The sequence below is a fragment of the Dickeya chrysanthemi NCPPB 402 genome, assembly GCF_000406105.1.
GTDB lineage: Bacteria > Pseudomonadota > Gammaproteobacteria > Enterobacterales > Enterobacteriaceae > Dickeya > Dickeya chrysanthemi.
Window position 1 is genome coordinate 1,229,739 of sequence record NZ_CM001974.1, and the last position, 19,411, is coordinate 1,249,149.

Annotated in this window: 18 protein-coding genes, 1 tRNA gene and 3 pseudogenes; 8 read left to right on the forward strand and 14 right to left on the reverse strand. The window is 52.7% G+C overall.

What is annotated here, in order from left to right; all coding sequences use genetic code 11:
* Window positions 1-260 precede the first annotated feature (260 nt).
* Both ompA and sulA read right to left on the reverse strand, forming a co-directional pair.
* Entirely contained in the window at window positions 261-1,325 is a 1,065-nt protein-coding gene (gene ompA, locus DCH402_RS05615; protein ID WP_027711364.1) for a porin OmpA, read from the reverse strand.
* A gap of 365 nt (window positions 1,326-1,690) precedes the next feature.
* Complete coding sequence (gene sulA, locus DCH402_RS05620) at window positions 1,691-2,185, reverse strand: SOS-induced cell division inhibitor SulA (RefSeq protein WP_027711365.1); 495 nt, start codon at window positions 2,183-2,185, stop codon at window positions 1,691-1,693.
* 219 nt (window positions 2,186-2,404) lie between these two features.
* Between sulA and DCH402_RS05625 the strand changes: the two genes are divergently transcribed.
* Window positions 2,405-3,034 carry a TfoX/Sxy family DNA transformation protein gene (locus tag DCH402_RS05625; protein WP_027711366.1) on the forward strand — a complete coding sequence of 210 codons (630 nt, stop codon included), beginning with the start codon at window positions 2,405-2,407 and terminating at the stop codon, window positions 3,032-3,034.
* Here the strand turns inward: DCH402_RS05625 and yccS are convergent.
* On the reverse strand, window positions 3,031-5,226 hold the full coding sequence (gene yccS, locus DCH402_RS05630; RefSeq protein ID WP_040000261.1) for a YccS family putative transporter: 2,196 nt from the start codon (window positions 5,224-5,226) through the stop codon (window positions 3,031-3,033). The two genes, DCH402_RS05625 and yccS, sit on opposite strands and share 4 nt — an antisense overlap.
* Window positions 5,227-5,244: 18 nt before the next feature.
* Window positions 5,245-5,690, reverse strand: a pseudogene (locus DCH402_RS05635) (YccF domain-containing protein).
* Window positions 5,691-5,843: 153 nt separating this feature from the next.
* Between DCH402_RS05635 and helD the strand changes: the two are divergent.
* Window positions 5,844-7,901 (forward strand): DNA helicase IV, encoded by a 2,058-nt coding sequence (gene helD, locus DCH402_RS05640; RefSeq protein WP_040000262.1) that lies wholly within the window; start codon window positions 5,844-5,846, stop codon window positions 7,899-7,901.
* A 79-nt stretch (window positions 7,902-7,980) separates the two neighbouring features.
* Here helD and DCH402_RS05645 read toward each other — a convergent pair whose 3' ends face one another.
* Together DCH402_RS05645 and DCH402_RS05650 are read right to left on the reverse strand one after the other, a co-directional pair.
* Complete coding sequence (locus DCH402_RS05645; protein ID WP_040000263.1) at window positions 7,981-8,439, reverse strand: methylglyoxal synthase; 459 nt, start codon at window positions 8,437-8,439, stop codon at window positions 7,981-7,983.
* A gap of 142 nt (window positions 8,440-8,581) precedes the next feature.
* The gene (locus DCH402_RS05650; RefSeq protein ID WP_040000264.1) at window positions 8,582-9,229 is read right to left on the reverse strand and encodes a DUF2057 family protein; all 648 of its coding nucleotides are present in this window, start codon (window positions 9,227-9,229) and stop codon (window positions 8,582-8,584) included.
* A 248-nt stretch (window positions 9,230-9,477) separates the two neighbouring features.
* Here DCH402_RS05650 and DCH402_RS05655 point away from each other — a divergent pair, with 248 nt between their 5' ends.
* A complete protein-coding gene (locus DCH402_RS05655; RefSeq protein WP_040000265.1) occupies window positions 9,478-9,891 on the forward strand; it encodes a CoA-binding protein in 414 nt (137 codons plus the stop codon).
* 74 nt (window positions 9,892-9,965) lie between these two features.
* Here DCH402_RS05655 and hspQ read toward each other — a convergent pair whose 3' ends face one another.
* On the reverse strand, window positions 9,966-10,274 hold the full coding sequence (gene hspQ, locus DCH402_RS05660) for a heat shock protein HspQ (protein ID WP_040000266.1): 309 nt from the start codon (window positions 10,272-10,274) through the stop codon (window positions 9,966-9,968).
* Window positions 10,275-10,475: 201 nt separating this feature from the next.
* Here hspQ and yccX point away from each other — a divergent pair, with 201 nt between their 5' ends.
* The gene (gene yccX / locus DCH402_RS05665; RefSeq protein WP_040000267.1) at window positions 10,476-10,754 is read left to right on the forward strand and encodes an acylphosphatase; all 279 of its coding nucleotides are present in this window, start codon (window positions 10,476-10,478) and stop codon (window positions 10,752-10,754) included.
* Between the two features lie 67 nt (window positions 10,755-10,821).
* On the opposite strand, the gene tusE is transcribed toward yccX, so the two are convergent.
* Window positions 10,822-11,151, reverse strand: coding sequence for a sulfurtransferase TusE (gene tusE / locus DCH402_RS05670; protein WP_012768964.1), 330 nt, complete (start codon window positions 11,149-11,151; stop codon window positions 10,822-10,824).
* Between the two features lie 151 nt (window positions 11,152-11,302).
* Window positions 11,303-11,963: pseudogene (yccA, locus tag DCH402_RS05675) on the reverse strand (FtsH protease modulator YccA).
* A gap of 225 nt (window positions 11,964-12,188) precedes the next feature.
* Here yccA and DCH402_RS05680 point away from each other — a divergent pair.
* Window positions 12,189-12,276 (forward strand) — tRNA-Ser (locus DCH402_RS05680).
* Window positions 12,277-12,419: 143 nt separating this feature from the next.
* Window positions 12,420-12,944, forward strand: coding sequence for an isochorismatase family protein (locus DCH402_RS05685; protein ID WP_040000268.1), 525 nt, complete (start codon window positions 12,420-12,422; stop codon window positions 12,942-12,944).
* Window positions 12,945-12,954: 10 nt separating this feature from the next.
* Here the strand turns inward: DCH402_RS05685 and DCH402_RS05690 are convergent, their stop codons facing one another.
* A complete protein-coding gene (locus DCH402_RS05690; RefSeq protein WP_033576173.1) occupies window positions 12,955-13,329 on the reverse strand; it encodes a DUF4186 domain-containing protein in 375 nt (124 codons plus the stop codon).
* Between the two features lie 209 nt (window positions 13,330-13,538).
* On the opposite strand from DCH402_RS05690, the gene DCH402_RS05695 reads away from it, so the two are divergent.
* The gene (locus DCH402_RS05695; RefSeq protein ID WP_040000269.1) at window positions 13,539-13,967 is read left to right on the forward strand and encodes a universal stress protein; all 429 of its coding nucleotides are present in this window, start codon (window positions 13,539-13,541) and stop codon (window positions 13,965-13,967) included.
* Between the two features lie 48 nt (window positions 13,968-14,015).
* Here DCH402_RS05695 and DCH402_RS05700 read toward each other — a convergent pair whose 3' ends face one another.
* The 4 genes from DCH402_RS05700 to ppk1 form a co-directional block, all read right to left on the reverse strand.
* Window positions 14,016-14,282: a DksA/TraR family C4-type zinc finger protein gene (locus DCH402_RS05700; protein ID WP_040000270.1), complete on the reverse strand. Its 267-nt coding sequence runs from the start codon at window positions 14,280-14,282 to the stop codon at window positions 14,016-14,018.
* Between the two features lie 164 nt (window positions 14,283-14,446).
* Entirely contained in the window at window positions 14,447-14,674 is a 228-nt protein-coding gene (locus DCH402_RS21085; protein WP_071604671.1) for a YfgG family protein, read from the reverse strand.
* Between the two features lie 215 nt (window positions 14,675-14,889).
* Window positions 14,890-16,419 carry an exopolyphosphatase gene (gene ppx / locus DCH402_RS05710; RefSeq protein ID WP_040000272.1) on the reverse strand — a complete coding sequence of 510 codons (1,530 nt, stop codon included), beginning with the start codon at window positions 16,417-16,419 and terminating at the stop codon, window positions 14,890-14,892.
* Between the two features lie 4 nt (window positions 16,420-16,423).
* Window positions 16,424-18,493 carry a polyphosphate kinase 1 gene (gene ppk1, locus DCH402_RS05715; protein WP_040000273.1) on the reverse strand — a complete coding sequence of 690 codons (2,070 nt, stop codon included), beginning with the start codon at window positions 18,491-18,493 and terminating at the stop codon, window positions 16,424-16,426.
* A gap of 222 nt (window positions 18,494-18,715) precedes the next feature.
* Between ppk1 and DCH402_RS20730 the strand changes: the two are divergent.
* A pseudogene (locus DCH402_RS20730) lies at window positions 18,716-19,411 on the forward strand (ABC transporter permease subunit); the annotation flags it as partial.

Genomic DNA, 19,411 nt, shown 5'->3' on the forward strand with positions numbered 1-19,411 from the left:
GTACTACCTGAATATAACCGATGAGGCATTTTAGCGCTGCCATCATTGTTTTATTCTATGAAGCACATGCGTTTATTCCAGAGTAGGATGAGGTAATTGAGGTAGTGTGTTTATGAGCAACAGTAAGCGTCAGGAATAAAGAAACAGCCTCTGCATAAACAGAGACTGTTTCTTTGTCAGGGAAACCGCAACCACTTACAACGATAGAACAACTATCTATAGGGGCCGTGCTTACCCTTAACTTAACGCGTGCGCGGCAATTAAGCCTGAGGCTGAGTCACTACGTCTTTGATGCCTTTCACTTCGATCTCTACGCGACGATCCGGTGCCAGGCAGTCAATCAGCGCAGCACGTGCTTTCACGTTAGCACAGGTAGAGCCGCTAACCGGGTTGGCTTTGCCCATACCACGAGCAGAGATTTTGTTAGACGGGATACCTTTGTGAACCAGGTAATCGACAACAGTCTGAGCACGTTTGGTAGACAGGGTCTGGTTGTACTGGTCGGAACCCAGACGGTCGGTGAAGCCCAGAACGACTACAGAACCATCTTTCGGATCCAGAGAGCTCAACTGAGAGTACAGTTGGTCCAGAGAACGCTGACCTTCCGGTTTCAGAGTGGCTTTGTTGAAGTTGAACAGTACGTCAGACTTCAGTGTGAAGCGTTTGGTCTGAACAACCGGAGCCGGAGCCGGAGTCGGGGCCGGAGCAGCAGCCACTACTGGAGCTGGAGCAACGGTTTCCTGACCGAAACGGTAGGAAACGCCTACGCTCAGCAGGCCATTGTCAGGACGACCGCCAACGGTGGAAGCGTCGCCAATATTGTTCACCCATTGGTAATCCAGGCGGGTTGCCCAGTTTTTGGTGATAGCGTATTCAACACCGACGGCAGCCAGCGGAGAAACACCGGTGTCGTGATCGTTCAGGCCGGAGTCGTCATGGCTATCTGCACGCCATACGAAACCACCCAGACGAGTGTAGACGTCCACATCGTCAACAATCGGGTAGCTCAGTTTCGCTGCCAGCTGGATGCCCTGAGCTTTGAAACTGCCCTGGTTGCCGCCGTTATACTTCATACGGCCCAGCCAGTCATAGCCCATTTCAAAACCCAGGTACGGGTTAGCCTGATAACCGCCGAATGCACCGGCACCCAACTGGTTCTGTGCAGCATTGGTCACGTTGTAACCATTACCGTTCAGGCCAGAGTCGTGATACTGGGACCAACCCAGTTTACCGCCTGCGTACCAAGTGTTATCGTTCGGTGCGGCTTGTGCTACGGTAGCAAAGCCAGCCAGTGCCACTGCAATCGCGATAGCTGTTTTTTTCATTTTACGCCTCATTATCATCCAAATCGGCAATTAACTCTGTAAGCTAATCAGCCTTTGGTTAAAATCCTTTCTCGGAGACATTGCCCTTGGTCTAATTACGTGCTGCCAGTGAACTGGCATTATGATTAAGGACAACTCCAGCGAGCTAAAGTCTACAACGTGGGGAGAAAGTTACAAGTATGATGTGACAGACGCCATGAAAAAATCAGTCGTTCATACATAATTACTAACAAAGCATGGACGATTTTGTCAGATTACCCGGATGTCTTTTAATATTAACACTCCGCAATAATACGCCAGACACCCTATTTACGGGGGCTAAAGCGAACTTCTTACCTCCTTGTAAGAAAAGTCCTAATATTCATTTAGTGATACAATCTTGAGTGAATTTTTAGTGTGGAAAAAGGTCTTGTGATTGTTTTTTCCTCTGGACGCATAATAAATCCATAGGTATTTCCATGCTGCGCCGCCCTTTGCAACCGCATTTTTTGTTCATGATTCAGTTCATCCGCTAACCAACACAATACGACGCTGTAATTACCGGTCATTAATGCTTTCTCCATGGCATCAACCGTAGACACTGGATTGATACGGTGCAATTCGATCATTTTTTCCAGTGGCAACCCTGCCTGTTGCAGCCATAAACGGCTGAGTTTTTGCTGTGGCGACAGCCAGAGTAACCAGCGTGATTGCGTACCCAACTGTTGCAATAAAGGAAGCAGTAACGGCGTTAATACCGGATGATCATCGCCATAGACGATTTCACTGATGAAACCGCTGGAGGCGGCTTGAGGCATCGCGTTATTACTCAGACGTGACGTGTGACAAACATGACGAGAACGGATGGTTTGAGTACGCATGATTTCTTTACCTCACAGTATTACTGTATGTGCGTACAGTATCTTTTGTGTGAGCAAAGATCAACCGGAATTTCTGAAAGCGCTTCGCATAATCGTTATGTCGTTGCCTTCATAACATTTTTTGTATTTGAAGAGGGTGTTTTGCTGTGTTTAATTAATTGTTCGCGTTACAGATGTATCTGGTAAACAGGGAAAAATATTCAATACAAGGAATGAGTAATGAAAAAGCTATGTGAAAAAAGGATTTTACAGGCGAAAACAGTATTTTCCCCGCTGGGAAGTATCCTTTCTCGCTCACAATTTGGCGGCTACAGCATTGCAGTGGATGGTGTGATTTTCGCTTTAGTCTCCAATGGTGAGCTTTATCTGCGTGCAGCACCTGATAATGAGGCGTTTTTTCTCGACAGGCAAACACCCAAACTTATCTATACCAAACGCGGTTTGCCGGTGCCGCTTAATTATTATCTGGTGGGGGAGGCGCTTTGGCAGGACGAATCCGTGCTGTTGGAATTGGCGTCGCGTGCCCTACAGGGGGCTCGTCAGGACAAAGCCGCCAGAATGCGTTGCATCAGATTAAAAGACCTACCGAATATCAATCATGACCTGGAGCGTTTACTCTGGAAGGTCGGGATTAGAAATATTGATGAATTACATCGTCTTGGTGCTAAAACCAGTTACCTCAAACTGCGGTCTGTCAGTCAGAATCTGAGCGTTAATGTGTTGCTGGCGCTGGCGGGTGCAATCTGTGGCGTCCATCAGGCGGCGTTACCGCAAGTCGTGCGCAGCGAACTGATTGAATGGTTCGAGAATACCAGTCTGCGTGCTATCAGACCTCCCAGAATCAATTAGGGCGCAGAGGTCTGTTGTCGATTCCGATGCATCGGTTCCTGTGTGTGATTTTCTTCGGCAATCATCTGATTTTTCAGTTGCGTCAGTTCCGGCAGCAGGCCGATGATCAGGTTCACCTGCTGCAGCAGTAATTGCCCTGTGCTGTCTTGTTCCGGTGACTGAGTATGAATACGGTTTTTCAGCGCTTCCAGTTCGCGGTCCAGTACCGCCTGGTCGCTGTTATCTTGATGAAGTGCGTCATCGACATAACAAACGGCATCATTGAGTAATTGCAGGGTTTCAGACGACTGAATGTGTTCGCGGTGAGCTCCCAACGTCGAGATATATCCCAGCAGGGTGTGGTTGAGGCACATTAACCGGAAGGCGTTTTCCCGCATACCAGGGCGGGCGTGGGGTTCTGCCGACATGTTGGACACCACTGAAGCCAGCTCCGCATCGCTATTGTGGGCATCGCGACGAGCGATGCGATAAGGCAATCCGTTATCTTTGCCTTGATGATATTGGAGCATGATGGCATCGAGATAGCGGCAATTCCGCATCATCGCTTTATTTATCACGGCGGGAAGACCGCGGAATTTCCAGTCCGGCCAGATAAAACTGACCGCTGCCCAGGCAATACCACAGCCCGCCAACGTGTCGACTACCCTGGGAATGGCAACCTCCAGCCCTTCGCCCAATAAATTAAAACACATCAATACCAGCAGCGTGATAAACAGCGTGGCTTGGGCGTATTGCACGGTGCGGAAGGCAAAAAACAAGACGCCGCTGATAACAATCAGCGCCAGTTGTCCTTCCAGAGAGGGCACGATATACAGCAAAGGAACGCCGATGAGTACGCCGCCCAGCGTTCCGACAATACGTAGGGCTAAACGTCGGCGGGTTGCGTTGTAGTTAGGCTGACAGACAAACAGGCTGGTCAACAGGATCCAGTAGCCGTGTTGTAACCCGGTTAATTGAATAATCGCGTAGCCGATGCACAGTACCAGCGACATACGAACCGCATGACGAAATAGTGAGGATTGCGGCGTCAGGTGACGGCTGATACGTAACCTGATATCACTCCAGCCGGTAATTTTATCGTCTGAAAGCCGGCTTTCCGCCGTAAGACGGTGATTGTGGCGTTCCAGCGTCTGCTCGGACTGGATATTGATGAATTGGGCGTCAATTGCTCGCAAGTTATTGAGTAAATGGCGTAATGCCTTGATGTACAACGTTTCTATCCCTTGAGCGGCTAACCTGTCGATAGCTGCATCAAGATGAAAGAAGGCTCGCTCAATACGGTAATCATGCTGATATTTTTGTTGCAGCAAAATGGATTGAGATACTTGCTGGCAGGCGCGCGATAACATAAATAGCAAACGCTGAAACCGAAACGGCACATCGCTGTAGCGCAGCATCTGTCGCAGTTGTTCGTATTGGATATGTGCCGAGCTGGCGCGTTCGTGGATATCCTGCGCGACAAAATAATAGTGTAACGTGCGTCGGGTTCCGCGCTGGCCGCGGTCGCCGCGCAACCGAGTCAGTAGCGACGCCTTAGCCTGATTGAGCGTATCAACCAACTGGCCGTTGGCCATCGCCACGTCAATCAACGGTTGGTCGTTATCATCAAGATCAGGGTCAAACAGATTGGATTTGGTTTCCAGATAATGGGCCAACTGCTGGTAGCAACGAGCCAGGTTGTCCTGAAGCGGTCGAATAGGAAACAGCAAGTGGCCGAGTAGGGTCAGCAAGTTGTACCACAATGCCCCCAACAACAGCAGAAACGGTTGCTGGTACCAGTCGTTGTAAAGCGATATACCCAGCATGGTGTAGATGGCAATCAGCAGTGCGCCAAACGCGATGGTGGCATAGCGTTGCCCCAGTGAGCCCAGTAGAATAAAGCTCCAGGTTGAACCGGCCAGCCCAATGGCGAATAACCAGGGATGCGGGTAGAGCAGTTCGATTGACACCGAGGCGACCAGGAAACAGGCAAGCGTAATGATCAAATTAAACAGACGGCCGGACAACCGGTCATCGAGGTCTGTCAGCGCGGCGGCGACGACCCCCAGCGTTAAAGGAATGGTGCTGGTCGATACTCCCAGCCACCAAGGGACGAGCGCCACACCACTGAGTGCGATGAGAATCCGTAGATTATACAGCCAGCTACTGTTATAGATGACCTGCCGCAGGTTGGTTGTGACGTTCAGTTGCACGATGATGACCCGCTTTGGTTACTGATAACGCCGACGGGCGTTGGCTTCTCTTGCGGCGCGCGCTTCTTCCACCGACACGACGCGACGTCCCACCGGCCAGAGTGCGATGGCGGCGATTTTGAAATTGGCGATGCCCACCGGGATGCCGATAATCGTCAGACATTGCGCGATACCGCTGGCAATGTGCGACAGGCACAGCCACCAGCCGAAAAAGACCAGCCAGAATACATTTAGCAGAGTACCGCCGGCATTAAGCAGCGTATTTTTTGCTCAGGCTGCAGTTCGTCGACATGAATGGCTTCATTACCATAGGGTAACAGTGAGAGTTTGGTGATTTCCCAGCATGAGCGTGTCAGCGGCAGGGTAAAGACCAATACAATGCTGACCGCCGTGGCCAGCAGCCAGGCGAGCGTGGTGAAAAAACCACCCAGCACGAAATTCAGGATATTAAGTACGGCTCGCATGATATGAACACCCTCGGTCAAACCCTATGACGGGAAACGAATTATCACATTATTAGCCGGGTTATTCTAACGTGTTTTTCTGGCTAGAGCGTGGGGTCGGATAGCGGTTACACTACAACTTTGAACATTTCTTCTGAAAATGGCACAGCGCTCATGGAACTGAAATCGACCTCGTTGGGTAAGCATCTGGCACAGCATCCCTACAACCGTGTGCAATTGCTGAATGCCGGTGTCAATGTCAGCGGCGACCGACACGAATACCTCATCCCCTTTAATCAGTTGCTGGCGATTCGCTGTAAGAAAGGGTTGATCTGGGGAGAGCTGGAATTCGAGTTGCCGGAGAACAAGGTGGTGCGTTTGCACGGTACGGAATGGCAGGAAACGCAGCAGTTTTTCCGTCATCTGTTCAAGTCCTGGCAGAGCTGGAGTCAGGAGATGAGCGAGGTGTGCAAAGACGTATTGCAGCAACTGGCGGAGAAGATTACGACGCAGGAAACGGTAGATGGCTGGTTCAGCCGTCAGACACTGATGCGCGTTCAACAAGCGATCCGAAGCGGGTTCGCCGCGTTGCCGTTACCATTGGCGCGTTTGGATGAATTTGAACATTGCCGGGACAATTATCAGCGTTGTCTGCGTTGGTTGGAGCAGGGGGAGACCCTGCGTCAGCAAGCCAACCAGCTCTGGACGGAAACCACGTTGGTCGGGCACAAAGCCTTTTTCGATACGGTGGAAAGCTCACCGTTGAACCCCAGTCAGTGCCGGGCGGTAGTGAATGGCGAAAATGCCGTGCTGGTGTTGGCCGGCGCAGGCAGCGGCAAAACCTCGGTATTGGTGGCGCGAGCCGCCTGGTTGCTGCATCGGGCCGAGGCGTCGCCTGAGCAGATCTTATTATTGGCATTTGGTCGGCAAGCTGCGGATGAAATGAACGGCCGTATTCATGAGCGGCTGCATACTGATGAGGTTCAGGCGAAGACGTTTCATGCGTTGGCGCTGCACATTATCCAGCAGTGCAGCCGTAAGGCTCCGGTCATCAGTCGGCTGGAAACCGACGGCGCGCACCGGCGCGCATTTCTGATCCAGCACTGGCAGCAGCAGTGTGACGAAAAGAAAACTCAGGCGAAAGGCTGGCGGCAGTGGTTGACCGAAGAACTGGAATGGACGTTGCCTGAGGGAAATTTTTGGCAGGATGAGACCATCGCATCAAGATTGGCCGGGCGGCTGGAGCGCTGGTTAGGGGTGATGCGGATGCAAGGCGGCACCCAAAGCGAGATGCTGGCATTGGCCGACGACGAAACCCGGCCGCTATTCCAGCAACGGTTAAGATTAATGGCGCCACTGCTGAAAGCATGGAAAAAAGCCTTGAAGGATGAAGGTGCCGTCGATTTTTCCGGTTTGATCCACCAGGCGGTCAACTATCTGGATAAGGGTCGTTTTGTCAGCCCGTGGCGGCATATTCTGGTGGATGAATTTCAGGACATCTCCCCTCAGCGCGCTCGTTTGCTGGAAGCGTTGCGCCGACAATCGCCGGAGAGCAGCCTGTTTGCGGTTGGCGATGACTGGCAGGCTATTTACCGGTTTAGTGGTGCAGAATTAACGCTCACCACGGCATTTGAGCAGCATTTCGGCGAAGGCGCGCAATGTGTATTGGATACCACCTATCGCTTTAACCATCGCATCGGCGAGATCGCCAACCGGTTTATTCAGCAAAATCCGGCCCAGTTAAAAAAAGTGCTTAATAGCTTGCGAGACGGCGATAGAAAATCGGTGGTGTTGTTGCCGCAAGAACAGTTGGATGCCTTGCTGGATAAGATGAGCGGTTATGTGGCGGCACAGGCGCGTATACTGGTGTTGGCGCGTTATCACCATTTGCGCCCTGATGTATTGGATAAGGCGCAGACCCGTTGGCCGCATTTGAACCTCCATTTCATGACGATTCATGCCAGCAAAGGGCAACAAGCGGATTACGTGATTGTGTTGGGGTTGCATGAAGGACGCGACGGTTTTCCCGCGCCGCCGCGAGAGTCCGTGCTGGAAGCGGTCTTGCTCCCTCGGCCAGAATCTTTTCCGGATGCAGAGGAGCGCCGATTATTATATGTCGCGTTGACCCGTGCCAGGCATCAGGTGTGGTTGATGTATGATCGCGACGAACCCTCGGTGTTTGTCGATGATTTGCACCAGTTAGGGGTGCCGATGCAGCGCAAGCCCGGCTAACGGCTGTCGTTTTATTTATGTCTGCCGGTGAGAGAAAACTGGCCGGGAAATCGACCAGTTTTCATGGAAAACAGAGCGGTTATTTCAGCCGTCCCTGAAGGTAACGCTGATAGTCAGGAATGGTGACGGAAACCAACTGGCGGAATAGCGTGGAATTGATCAGGAAGTCTGCCGTCGAGCGGTTGGTGGCGACCGGAATATTCCACACCGTAGCCAGCCGCAGCAACGCTTTGACGTCAGGGTCATGCGGCACGGCGTTGAGCGGATCCCAGAAAAAAATCAGCATGTCGATTTTCCCTTCCGAGATCAGGGCTCCCACCTGCTGATCACCGCCCATCGGCCCGCTCAGCATGCTTCTGACCGGCAGTCCGGTATGGAGTTGAATCAGGTTGCCTGTCGTGCCGGTAGCATACAAATGGTGTTCCGCCAGTTGGCTTTTGTTGGCGCTAACCCATTCCAGCAGCGATTCTTTACAGTGATCGTGCGCAACCAGTGCAATGTGCTTATGCACCTCGATTGTGCGGGTGGTGTACTCCATGGCGACATCCTTCGAACAGTATAATTTCGAACAGTATAGTTTTTACAGATTACGGAAACGTGGTTTCAGTGGAAAGTAGCAGACTGAAAAAATGCGAGCATCTTTCCAAAAACGGCGCTTTTTGTCTGTAAAATCAGCATGCTTATTGGGTTTCTCTGTCTCTTGCCCATTCGAGAAAACGCTGGCGTGTGCTTTTGTCCGCTTGCTGAAACCAGTACTGCATGATGCTGAGCGGATCCAGTGGATTGGCTGTGGTGCTGGTTGTTGTCGACGCCTTTGCCGGCGATTGTGGGGCGAACGCGATAACGGCTGCCGGTTGGCCTGAACGATTGTAATCAGCCATGCGTTTTTCGATTTCACCGGCTAAGTCCGTTTCGCCGACAGGCAGAACATCGGTACGAATCGAGATAGGCAGACTTTTGCCGTCTACCCATTGGTAATTGGGGGATTGGCTGAAACTCCGTCGCGCTGCGGCGTCTTCCAAGTCAGGCAGTCGAACAGAGACTTCATTCAGATTGCGGGCGTCAAATACCGTGATCAGGCCCGGCGAACGGTAAGTCTGTTTTATTCCCATCGGTGCATTAACAGACTTCAGTACCTGAAAGACGATCTGGTGAGAGCCTTTTTCCAGCTCGAGACTGTCGGCGCCATTAAGGAGTGAACCGGAGACCTTTTTCCCATCGACCATCATCAATTCGATATCAGGCCTGAGTTTCAGCGTCGTCGCCATCGCCAGAGAACTGAGCGTGAGCAACCACAATGTGGCGGCGATAGCGGAAATGGTTTTCATACATGCCTCATGATAAATCTCGTTACCATATTGTTCAATAATGAACATAGTGTGTCAAAATTTAAAAAATGAAATATTTTGTTATTAATCGACGGCTGTTCAGCAAGGGGCGCGTGTTGCTGCCGATGGATTTTGCAGGCCGGGCGTATGGGCGCAGAGATTCTGCGTTACACTGATAGCAGACAGCGCCGGGACGTTGGCATTACCGCTAAGCGCTGCCTGTCGGGTGAATAGTCACGGAGGCAACCATGCAAGACAACGACATTAAAGCGTTACTCAATCAGGTGAAAACCATTGCGTTGGTCGGTGCCAGCGAGAACCCTTCGCGCCCCAGCTACGTGGTGATGGCCTATCTGCTTGGGCAAGGTTATCGGGTTATTCCGGTCAGCCCACGTCTGGCAGGGCAAACTCTGCTGGGGCAAGTTGCCTATGCGTCATTGGCTGAGATTCCAGAGCCGGTCGATATGGTGGATATCTTTCGCCAGCCGGATGCCGCGTTTGAAGTAGCTCAGGAGGCTATTGCTATTGGCGCACGCGTGTTGTGGTTGCAGATTGGCGTGATCAATGAAGCGGCGGCAGTACTGGCGCATGACGCCGGCTTATCGGTGGTGATGGATCGTTGTCCGAAAATTGAAATTCCCCGGCTGGGGCTGGAGAAATAGGTTTTCGCCTCATGCTCCGATAAGGAACAACACTGACGGTAAACGTGCGCTGTCACATGGCAATCGTCGCATAATTAGTGCAGCAGACGTGGTGCGCGGCGCCGAATCGTGGCGGCCAGTTCGTCCAGGGATGGATGATCGATGGGGTTGGGGTCCTCGTTGATCAGTTGTTCTTCCGCCAGATAAGTATGAATGGGGCGACCATGCTCGTCTTCCATCACTACGTGATACCAGGGCGCCGTTCGCAAGGTGTCATTGGCCGAAAGTTCCTCCCACTTTGGTTGTTCGAGAGAGTACTCAGGATCAATATCGATAACTACGCCGGGATACCCCAGTAGCTTATGACGAATCTGCTGTCCGATGGTGAATTTACAGTTAATCATATGACCTCCCGAGAAACGTATTACGTACCTTAAATGGGGGGATGGGGCGTGATTTTCAAGTCATCCGGCGCGGCAGAGATTTTTATCACGGTAACTAACCAGTCACACTTGCTCTTGTCTTAATCATAGGCTGAGTAATAGTAAAAAGGCGTTAAGTTCGATGCATTTTTACACTGCATCCCATGTGATTAAGGAGGACATATGCCGACAGTATCTGTGATTGCGTGGGTGTACGGAATGGTACAAGGGGTGGGATTTCGCTATCACACTCAATTGCAAGCCCGCCAGTTGGGTGTGTGTGGTTATGTCCGCAACTGTGACGACGGCAGCGTGGAGGTCGTCGCCAGTGGAGAGCACCAGGCTGTAGAGCAACTGATGGCCTGGCTGAAGCAGGGAGGGCCGCGCCACGCCCGGGTGGACAAGGTTCTGATTGAACCCCATCCCGTTACCGATGAGCGTGATTTTACTATTCGTTATTAAAACCTGGTCGTTATTAAAACCCTGTCGTTATTAAACCCAGGTCGTTATTAAGCCTGGGGCCGAATATTCAGATGCATTTTACCGGTTTCGGCAGCCCGGCGATTTTCGTGGCCTGTTTGGCCGGGCCTTTGGGAAACAGGCGATAGAGATAGCGGCTGTTGCCTTTTTCCTCGCCGTATTTCTGCGCCATGGCTTTCACCAACATGCGGATGGCGGGCGAGGTATTGAATTCGAGGTAAAACGCTCGGACAAAACGAACGACTTCCCAGTGCGCGTCGGTGAGCGTGATGCCTTCTTGTTCCGCCAGTATCGGGGCCATGCCCTCTTGCCAGTCGCGGCTGTCTTTCAGATATCCCTGAGCATCGGTTTCGATGACTCGGTCTTCAAACACTAACATATTGCCTCGGTATCACGTGAAAACGCGCCTAGTCTAGCAAACTTTAAGGGATACGCAGAAGATAGTGCGCTGACCGGTATGAATATCGTGTTGGCTAACAGCAACAAGGCGCCCGAAGGCGCCTTGTCTGACAGTCTGACAGCGGGAAGATTTACTCGCTGCGCGACATGCCCAGCAGACTCAGGAGGCTGACAAACAGGTTGTAGATGGAAACATACAAGCTGACCGTCGCACGAATGTAGTTGGTTTCTCCGCCATGGATGATGTTGCTGGTTTCCCACAGAATGGCGCCGGCGGAGAACAGGATAAACATTGCGCTAATCGCCAAATGCAGCCCCGGCAGATTCAGGAACAGGTTGGCAATGGTTGCGACCAGCAACACCACAAAACCTGCCATCAGCATACCGGACAGGAAAGACATGTCCTTACGGGTAGTCAACACGTAAGCGGAACAGCAGAAGAACACCAGCGCCGTGCCGCCCAACGCCAGCATGATAATGTCGCTGGCGCCTGCGGCGATCAACGAACTCAGCAGCGGGCCGAGGGTATACCCCATAAAAACCGGTCAGCGCGAATGCCGCCAGAATCCCTGCCGGGCGGTCTGCCAGACGGTAGGTCAGGAACATCAGGCCGTAAAAGCCGACCAACGTTAGAATCAGACCGGGAGACGGCAGATTCAGCACCGTACTCAGGGTGGCGGTGACGGCGGAAAAACCCAGCGTCAGCGACAGCAGGAAATAAGTATTACGAAGTACCTTATGGGTACTGAGCAGCGACTGCTCGCGAGTGGAAGAGGCAATAATACGGTCCATATAACGACTCTCTCTATTAAGGGGGCCATTGTTGTCTTTAAAAAGAGTAAGTAGTTGCGTTATGTTATTAAAGCCGTTTTACCCTTCTTTACGCAGTTGACGATAAAAGTTTGAGTCTGATGGCTATTTTGTACGCTTCTAATGAATTATTGCCTGTTTTTCAGGCGATCGAACGCTATGTCGCTTTACAACATCCAGCGCACTGTTTATAGTTCGCGTCGTTGCGGAGGAGTGGCCGAGTGGTTGAAGGCACCGGTCTTGAAAACCGGCGACGCGAAAGCGTTCTAGAGTTCGAATCTCTACTCCTCCGCCAAAATTCTAACGGGTCAGCTTATGCTGGCCCGTTTTCGTTTTTGCTGAAATTCCTGTCTTCAATCCCATTTTCAATTCATGTGGTTATGCCTGCCCGGTGACGCAGTATGATAGCGCTTGTCGCTATGGGTTCCGGAGAAAAACATGCAGGTGTTAATCGTCGTCGATATGCAAAACGGTGTGTTCGCCACGTCGCGTTATCAGCAGGAAGTTGTGGTTGAGCGCATCAATCGGTTAATTGATGCGGCGGATCAGACCATTTTTATTCAGCATACGGATGCAGACTGCCCGCCCGGCAGTGAAGCATGGCAGTTATTGCCTGCACTGCATCGCCCTGTGAATGCTATTTCCGTCACTAAAACGGCTTGCGATGCGTTTTACCGTACCGAATTGGCCGAAATATTAAGCCGCCTACATGTTCAACATTTCACGCTATGCGGTTGCGCCACTGATTACTGCGTCGACGCTACCATCAAAAACGCCGCCAGTCGGGGGTATGCTCAGACGGTAGCAGGAGATGCCCATACCACGGCGGACCGCCGGGCGGTGAGCGCCGCGCAACTGATCGCCCAGCATAATGATGTCTGGCGTGATTTCATTATTCCCGGCAATACCTTACTGGTGAAAGATACCGAAGTTATCTTGCAGGCGTGGCAAACGCTAGCCTGAAACCGGCGAATTAGACGTTGGTGTGAGGTGTGTTGAGCAGGTCGCGCTCAAGCCAGCATAAAATAACATCGACGATATAGCGCTGTTCATCGTCAGTCAGCGGGCGATGTTGGTTGATATTATGCCATTTCTCCAGGCATCCCCGGCAACAGGTTGCGGTGGCGTGCTGAGCGATGAAAACCGGATGGCCGCGCATCGGCGTCTGTTTTCCATCGTTGACCGGCTCAGCCGGCGCCAGTCGCCGGGCAATAAAATCGGCGGCGTGAGAGGCAATCAGCTCTTTACCTTTGGTAAAACAGTCATCGCGCTCTTTGGCGCCCAAATGAAAACGCTGACGAAAACGGGAGCGCGATAGCCGTAAAAACAGCGCATCAAGTGTTGTCATGCATGAAGTCTGTGGGTCATTGTCGGCGGTTGGCTAAGACTACGCCTGTTGCCGAAAGTGGGCAAGGGTGTTTGGTAACTGATTGTATTACATCGTTAATACGACAGATAAACCCGGCGTTGCTTCACAAATACCTCAAAAACGACATCACGTGACGGCAAACGGAGCTACGCTTTCAGTATCGCGATGGCTGACTTAAGGGGACGATGATGTATAAGACCATTTTAGTACCCGTGGATATTGATGAAGAAGAACTGACTCAAAAGGCATTGTCACACGCCGTAGCGCTGGCCAGACAATCCGGCGCTACCGTCCACCTGTTTCATGCGTTGCCTGACGCTTCGGCGTTTATGTCGGCATACTCGTTTGGCATCAAGGAGTTTGAGAACGAAGCGGTGATCAAAGCGGATAAGAAACTGCATGCTTTGGTGAAAACCATCGATTTGCCGGCAGACAAGCTGTCTCACAGTATTAGTTTCGGCATTCCGCGCGATGAAGTGCTGGAGCTGGCTCAGGAAATTGAAGCTGACTTGATTGTGATTGGTTCGCGTCGGCCGAATGTGAAGACTTACTTGCTGGGGTCGAATGCGGCGGCGATTGTCCGCCATGCCCAAACCTCGGTGTTGGTCGTGCGGTGAGTCGCCGATCGGGGCCCGGTGTCATGTCGGCATGAGTGGCCTCGTATTTCAGCGTAACTGGCTGTCTTTGCTGCCGCGCCGGTTATAGCCACTGTTAAGCGTGTGTTTCTTATCCATTTTTTCCTGGCATTGCACGCAAAAACGAACCCCCGGCAGCGCCAGGCGACGTGCCTGCGGGATAGCCTCGCCGCATTCTTCGCAATACTGCGCGCTGCTGCCCTGATGTAGCAGACTACGGGCGCGAGCGATGGCGTCATCCACCGTTGCGTCGATTTGATCCTGAACCGCCCCATCATTGGACCAGCCACTGGCCATGATTGTCCCCATCGTCAGTATGAGATCGGATGTTAAGTATGGCATGAAATGCACCGGCAGCAGGCACGGCAGCGCAAAAAAAGCACGGCACCATACGGCTACGGCAGCAAAGGGCAATAGCATGAATCACTGAACGACATCAACAGCATCGGCAATAACGGATGCTATTCGCGTTGGGGAGTCACAGTCGTTGAGGCGGCAGCAGCGGCAACAGGCTGTTCAGTACGCTGTTGCTGTGTGTTCTGGTGATGGAAAAAAGCGCCGATGGCGGAATAGGCAAAACGACCAAGCAGAATAATAAAACTAATCATCAGTACAGTACGGGCGATGCGCGTACCGGATCGTCGTCGCTGACGCAGGGCGATGCGCCGTTTGTGGGTAATCGTAGCCATTGGTTCTCAGTTTCTCTGTGATCGCGAACATTCGCTGTATTTTATTTAGGCACAAGCTAACGGCATGGTCAACGTAAGTCGGGGAGAAAAGTGTGATGGTGGGTAGCCAGACGTGCGGTGGGTCGCAAGGTTGTGATTAAAATCACGGAAAAAACGCCAATCTGATAACCGCAGGCCGGACAGCACACCACGGGTGCCGCCGGCCTGGAAAATGTTCAGACAGGCTCTTCTTCGATATACAGTTTCCAGCCGCTGACGTCGTCCCAGTATTGTTGTTCCCGTTCCAGATCAAGTTGGACCAACATGTTCTGGTTGAAGAACCCTTGTGGGAAGATCAACGTCCACGCGGTATCGTTGGCGATAAGACGCAACGTTTTCGGCGTGGTGGTCGCCTGGCGCTGATTGTTCAGCAGTGTGGCAAGGCGCAACAATTGCACCATCGGCAGGTACTGTTTCTTTTTGAACAAATTGAAGCGTGGCAATTCTTCCAGCCTGACCACTTTGCGGTGCAGCCGCACCATTAGCGCCAGCAATTGCTGCTGTTCCTGATTGAAACCCGGCAGGTTGGTGTTCTGCAGAATGTAGGCGGAGTGACGATGCATACCGCTGTGATTAATGCCCAGCCCCACCTCATGCAGCATCGCCGACCATTTCAGCAGCGCGCCCAGTTGCGGATGCACCAATGTCGGATTCTGCTGCGCCCATTGGGCGTAAAGCTGCTCGGCGGTTTCCCTTACGCGTTTTGCCTGCTCCCGGTCAATGTTGTAATGGCTGGCCAGACTTTGTGCGGTACGGATACGGATATCCTGATGGCGGAAACGGCCCTCCATCTCATACAGCACCCCTTCACGCAAGGCGCCGTCCGACAGGCGAAGTTCTTTGATCGCCAGAGCATCAAATACGCCACACAGAATAGCGAAGCCCGGCACCAGCACCGTCTGACGATCTTCAGTCAGACCCGGCAGGCTGACTGCCCGGAAGTTTTTGAACTGCAGGATGCGCTCACGCAGCATTTCCAGCCGCTCTGGGGTAATCAACCCGTCTTTTTCCCCCATCGCCACCAGAATTTCGCAGGTAGCCTTGATGGTACCGGACGCGCCGAGCGCGTAGTCCCAGCCGTAGATGCGGTATTCCCATGCCAGCGTTTCCAGCTTCTGTGCTGCGGCAAGCCGGGCACGCCGGAAATTGGCCTCGCTGATTTCGCCGTTGGGGAAAAACTGCTGGGCGAAACTGACGCACCCCATGCGACGGCTTTCCACCAGTATCGGTTCAAAATCTTCGCCGATGACCAGTTCGGTGGAGCCGCCGCCGATATCGATAACCAGCTTGCGGCCTTTTTCCGGCTGGGTGTGCTCCACCCCCATAAAGATCAGACGCGCTTCTTCATTGCCGGAGATAATCTCAATCGGGTAGGGCATGATTTTGGCGGCACGCCGCAGAAAATCCTGCGCATTGACCGCCTGACGTAGCGCATGGGTGCCGACAATCGAGACATTGGTGGCGGGAAAGCCCTGCAACCGTTCGGCAAATAGCGCCAGACAGCTCAGCCCGCGTTGTATCGATTCTTCGCTAAGCTGGTTTTGGCTGTCCAGCCCATCGGCCAGGTGCACGCGTTGCTTCAGGCGGCTCAGTACCTGCAAAGCGCCATTGACGACACGGGCTACCACCATATGGAAACTGTTGGAACCCAGATCGATAGCCGCGAATTCCTGGGGTTGTTCGGTATTGTGATTCGTTAAAGGCATTGGGTCAGGCCTGTTCTCCGGGTTGCTCGAGCGCCTTGATATAGTCATAGATGGCATTCTGGGCGCGTACTTTGCGCCGGTTACCGCGGGTGACATAGCGATTGCTCAGTTCCTTGTCTACCACACGGGCTTTCACCGTATCGCTGAACAAGATATCCAGTATGTCCAGCACCCGTTCCTTCAGCCTGTTGTCAAGCACTTCCACCGCAACTTCGATACGGTAATCAATATTACGTGTCATCCAATCGGCGGACGACAGGTACACCTTGTGATCGCCGCCGTTGTGGAACACATAGACGCGATCATGCTCCAGATAGCGGTCAAGGATACTGATGACACGAATATTATCGCTGATCCCGGGAAGTTCTGGAATCAGCGAGCACATGCCGCGAACCAGCAGGTTGATTTTTACACCGGCACCGGAGGCGGCATACAACCGATCCACCAGCCCTTTATCTACCAGATTATTGATTTTTAGTGTTATTTTTGCTTCCAGCCCCGCCTGTGCGTTGGCAATTTCTCGATCGATCATCTGATACAACCGATCGCGGGAGTTTTGCGGCGACACCAGCAGATGGTCGAAGCTAACCGGCCGGTACGGGTTTTCAATGAAGTTGAACACCCGGCGCACTTCGTTGGTGATGCGTTCATCCGCCGTCAGCAACGAATAGTCGGTATACAGGCGTGCGGTTTTCTCGTTGAAGTTGCCGGTACCGATGTGAGCGTAGCGCACAATATTGTCCCCTTCCTTGCGGGAAATCAGGAACAACTTGGCGTGGATCTTCAGCCCCGGCACCGAGAAGATAACGTGAACGCCGGCTTCCGTCAGCCGTTTAGCCCAGTGAATGTTGGCTTCTTCGTCAAAGCGCGCTTGCAGTTCCACCACCACCGTGACTTTCTTGCCGTTGTGGGCGGCGTGAATCATCGAATTAATGATGCGGGAATCTTTCGCCACACGGTAAATATTGATGCGGATAGAGAGTACGCTTGGGTCGAAAGAGGCCTGACGCAGCAGCTCCAGTACGTGCTCAAACGTGTGGTACGGGTAGTACAGCAGCACATCGCGGTGGCGAATGGCGTCAAAGCCATTGCGAAACTGGCTGAACCAGTGATGACGCAGGCGCGGTATCGGTTTGTTGACCAGATTGGCGCGGCCGATATTCGGGAAGCCGATGAAATCTTTGAAATTGTGGTAACGACCACCGGGGATCACCGAGTCATAAGAGGAGATACCCAGCTTGTGCAGCAGACACTCCACCATGGCATCCGGCATGTCGCGCTGATAGACGAAGCGCACCGGCTTGGCGGTCAGGCGCTGTTTCAGGCTGGAGGACATCAGTTCCAGCAGGCTCGATTCCATTTCGGTGACCAGATCGTACTCGGCGTCGCGGGTCATTTTCATCGAGTAGGCATTCAGCGCGTCGAAATCGAAAAAGCCGCGGAAAATATCATCCAGACAGTAGCGCAGGATATTATCGATAAGGATCATGGTCTTGCGGCGATGCGGCGCTTCCGGCGGCAGGTCGACAAAACGGGGCACCTTGTCGGACGGAATTTCCAGCAACGCATAGTCGGTTTGTTCGCCGCGGATGATTTCCACCGCCAGATAAGTGTAATCGTCTTTCAGAAACTCCACCAGATTGGTTTCCGGCAGAATCAGAATCGGCGTGATGTGCGGGCGCAGGTTTTGCCGAAAGTATTCGCGCAGCCAGATTTGCTGGTTGGAGGAAACCTGACGCTCATTCACCAAAAAGATCTGATTACGAGCCATTTCCAGCAGCAGCTCGTTGTACAGATTGTCGAACTGTTGGTCGGTTTTCAGTACCCGGGCCTGGATTTTGCCGAGTAATTGGCGCAGTTCACCATCGGAGCCTTGTTCTTCGTTGATCAGGATGCGGCGCTTCAGGTCGGCAAAGCGAACTTTGTAGAACTCGTCCAGATTGCTGGAATAGATCCCCAGAAATCGCATCCGCTCGATCAACGGATTGGATTTATCCGCAGCTTCCTGCAACACACGTTCATTAAAGGATAACCAACTCAACTCTTTTTCTATGTAGAGTTTGTCCTGACTCATTATCGCTCCGTTACACTATTTTGACGTAAGTGTAGCTACTATCCACGTTCATTATGGCGCGCAAATGACGATAAAAGCGAATGCGCGTATCGACTTACCATTGTCATATTACAGGTGTAAAGGCAACATATGTTACCCCGTCAGCGGCGGGAAATTTCACTTCCTCTGTATTAATGCAAAGGAACCGGCAGATTTTCGATTCGGCAGGAACAACGGCGACACATGGCGGACTCAGGCAATTTAGCGTATCGGGACAGGCGGCGGGCGTTGATCGACCGGCTGACGCGCCGGATTGTGGTGGGGAGCGGGTGGCTGGTGCTATTGGCATTAGTGCTGATCTTTTTTTATCTGCTGTATGTGGTTGTTCCGCTGTTTTCTTCCGCGTCTATCCGTCCGCTGGCGCCGGTGACGGTCGATATGCGCGAACCGACGCTGACGCTTGGCATCAGCGACAACGGTCGTTGGGCTTTTCGGGTGGATGCCGCAGGTTACGGTGAATTCATCGCGCTTGAACGCGCTCAGGTTGTCGCCCGCGAGTCGGTAGCGCCGTCGGTAACGCTGGCGGCGATGAGCGCGGGTGAGCGCCCGCTACTGGTACTGGGGCAGACGGACGGCGCGCTGAGCGTGGTGCGCCCGGAGTGGCCGTTGTCTGGCGATGACACGCCGCAGTGGCGATATCCGCTGGGTGAGCGGCCACTTCTGCTGGCCGGAGCGGCTCAACCGTTGCGGCAACTGGCGGTTGCTGAATCGGGCGACATGTTGCGAGTGGTGAGGGTGACCGGCGATAACCGTTTGCAACTTTATGCATTACAAGTCGATGCATTACCGCTTGTTTCCGCATCGCGCGATGAGCCGGCCACCGCCGGGATTCAACCCATCGGGCAGACGGCGTTGACCGAACCGACGGACCAGGTGCTG

Coding starts and splice junctions, on each gene's coding strand:
- ompA (WP_027711364.1), bottom strand. CDS start 1,325: ATGAAAAAAACAGCTATCGCGATTGCAGTGGCACTGGCTGGCTTTGCT.
- sulA (WP_027711365.1), bottom strand. CDS start 2,185: ATGCGTACTCAAACCATCCGTTCTCGTCATGTTTGTCACACGTCACGT.
- DCH402_RS05625 (WP_027711366.1), top strand. CDS start 2,405: ATGAAAAAGCTATGTGAAAAAAGGATTTTACAGGCGAAAACAGTATTT.
- helD (WP_040000262.1), top strand. CDS start 5,844: ATGGAACTGAAATCGACCTCGTTGGGTAAGCATCTGGCACAGCATCCC.
- DCH402_RS05645 (WP_040000263.1), bottom strand. CDS start 8,439: ATGGAGTACACCACCCGCACAATCGAGGTGCATAAGCACATTGCACTG.
- DCH402_RS05650 (WP_040000264.1), bottom strand. CDS start 9,229: ATGAAAACCATTTCCGCTATCGCCGCCACATTGTGGTTGCTCACGCTC.
- DCH402_RS05655 (WP_040000265.1), top strand. CDS start 9,478: ATGCAAGACAACGACATTAAAGCGTTACTCAATCAGGTGAAAACCATT.
- hspQ (WP_040000266.1), bottom strand. CDS start 10,274: ATGATTAACTGTAAATTCACCATCGGACAGCAGATTCGTCATAAGCTA.
- yccX (WP_040000267.1), top strand. CDS start 10,476: ATGCCGACAGTATCTGTGATTGCGTGGGTGTACGGAATGGTACAAGGG.
- tusE (WP_012768964.1), bottom strand. CDS start 11,151: ATGTTAGTGTTTGAAGACCGAGTCATCGAAACCGATGCTCAGGGATAT.
- DCH402_RS05685 (WP_040000268.1), top strand. CDS start 12,420: ATGCAGGTGTTAATCGTCGTCGATATGCAAAACGGTGTGTTCGCCACG.
- DCH402_RS05690 (WP_033576173.1), bottom strand. CDS start 13,329: ATGACAACACTTGATGCGCTGTTTTTACGGCTATCGCGCTCCCGTTTT.
- DCH402_RS05695 (WP_040000269.1), top strand. CDS start 13,539: ATGTATAAGACCATTTTAGTACCCGTGGATATTGATGAAGAAGAACTG.
- DCH402_RS05700 (WP_040000270.1), bottom strand. CDS start 14,282: ATGGCCAGTGGCTGGTCCAATGATGGGGCGGTTCAGGATCAAATCGAC.
- DCH402_RS21085 (WP_071604671.1), bottom strand. CDS start 14,674: ATGGCTACGATTACCCACAAACGGCGCATCGCCCTGCGTCAGCGACGA.
- ppx (WP_040000272.1), bottom strand. CDS start 16,419: ATGCCTTTAACGAATCACAATACCGAACAACCCCAGGAATTCGCGGCT.
- ppk1 (WP_040000273.1), bottom strand. CDS start 18,493: ATGAGTCAGGACAAACTCTACATAGAAAAAGAGTTGAGTTGGTTATCC.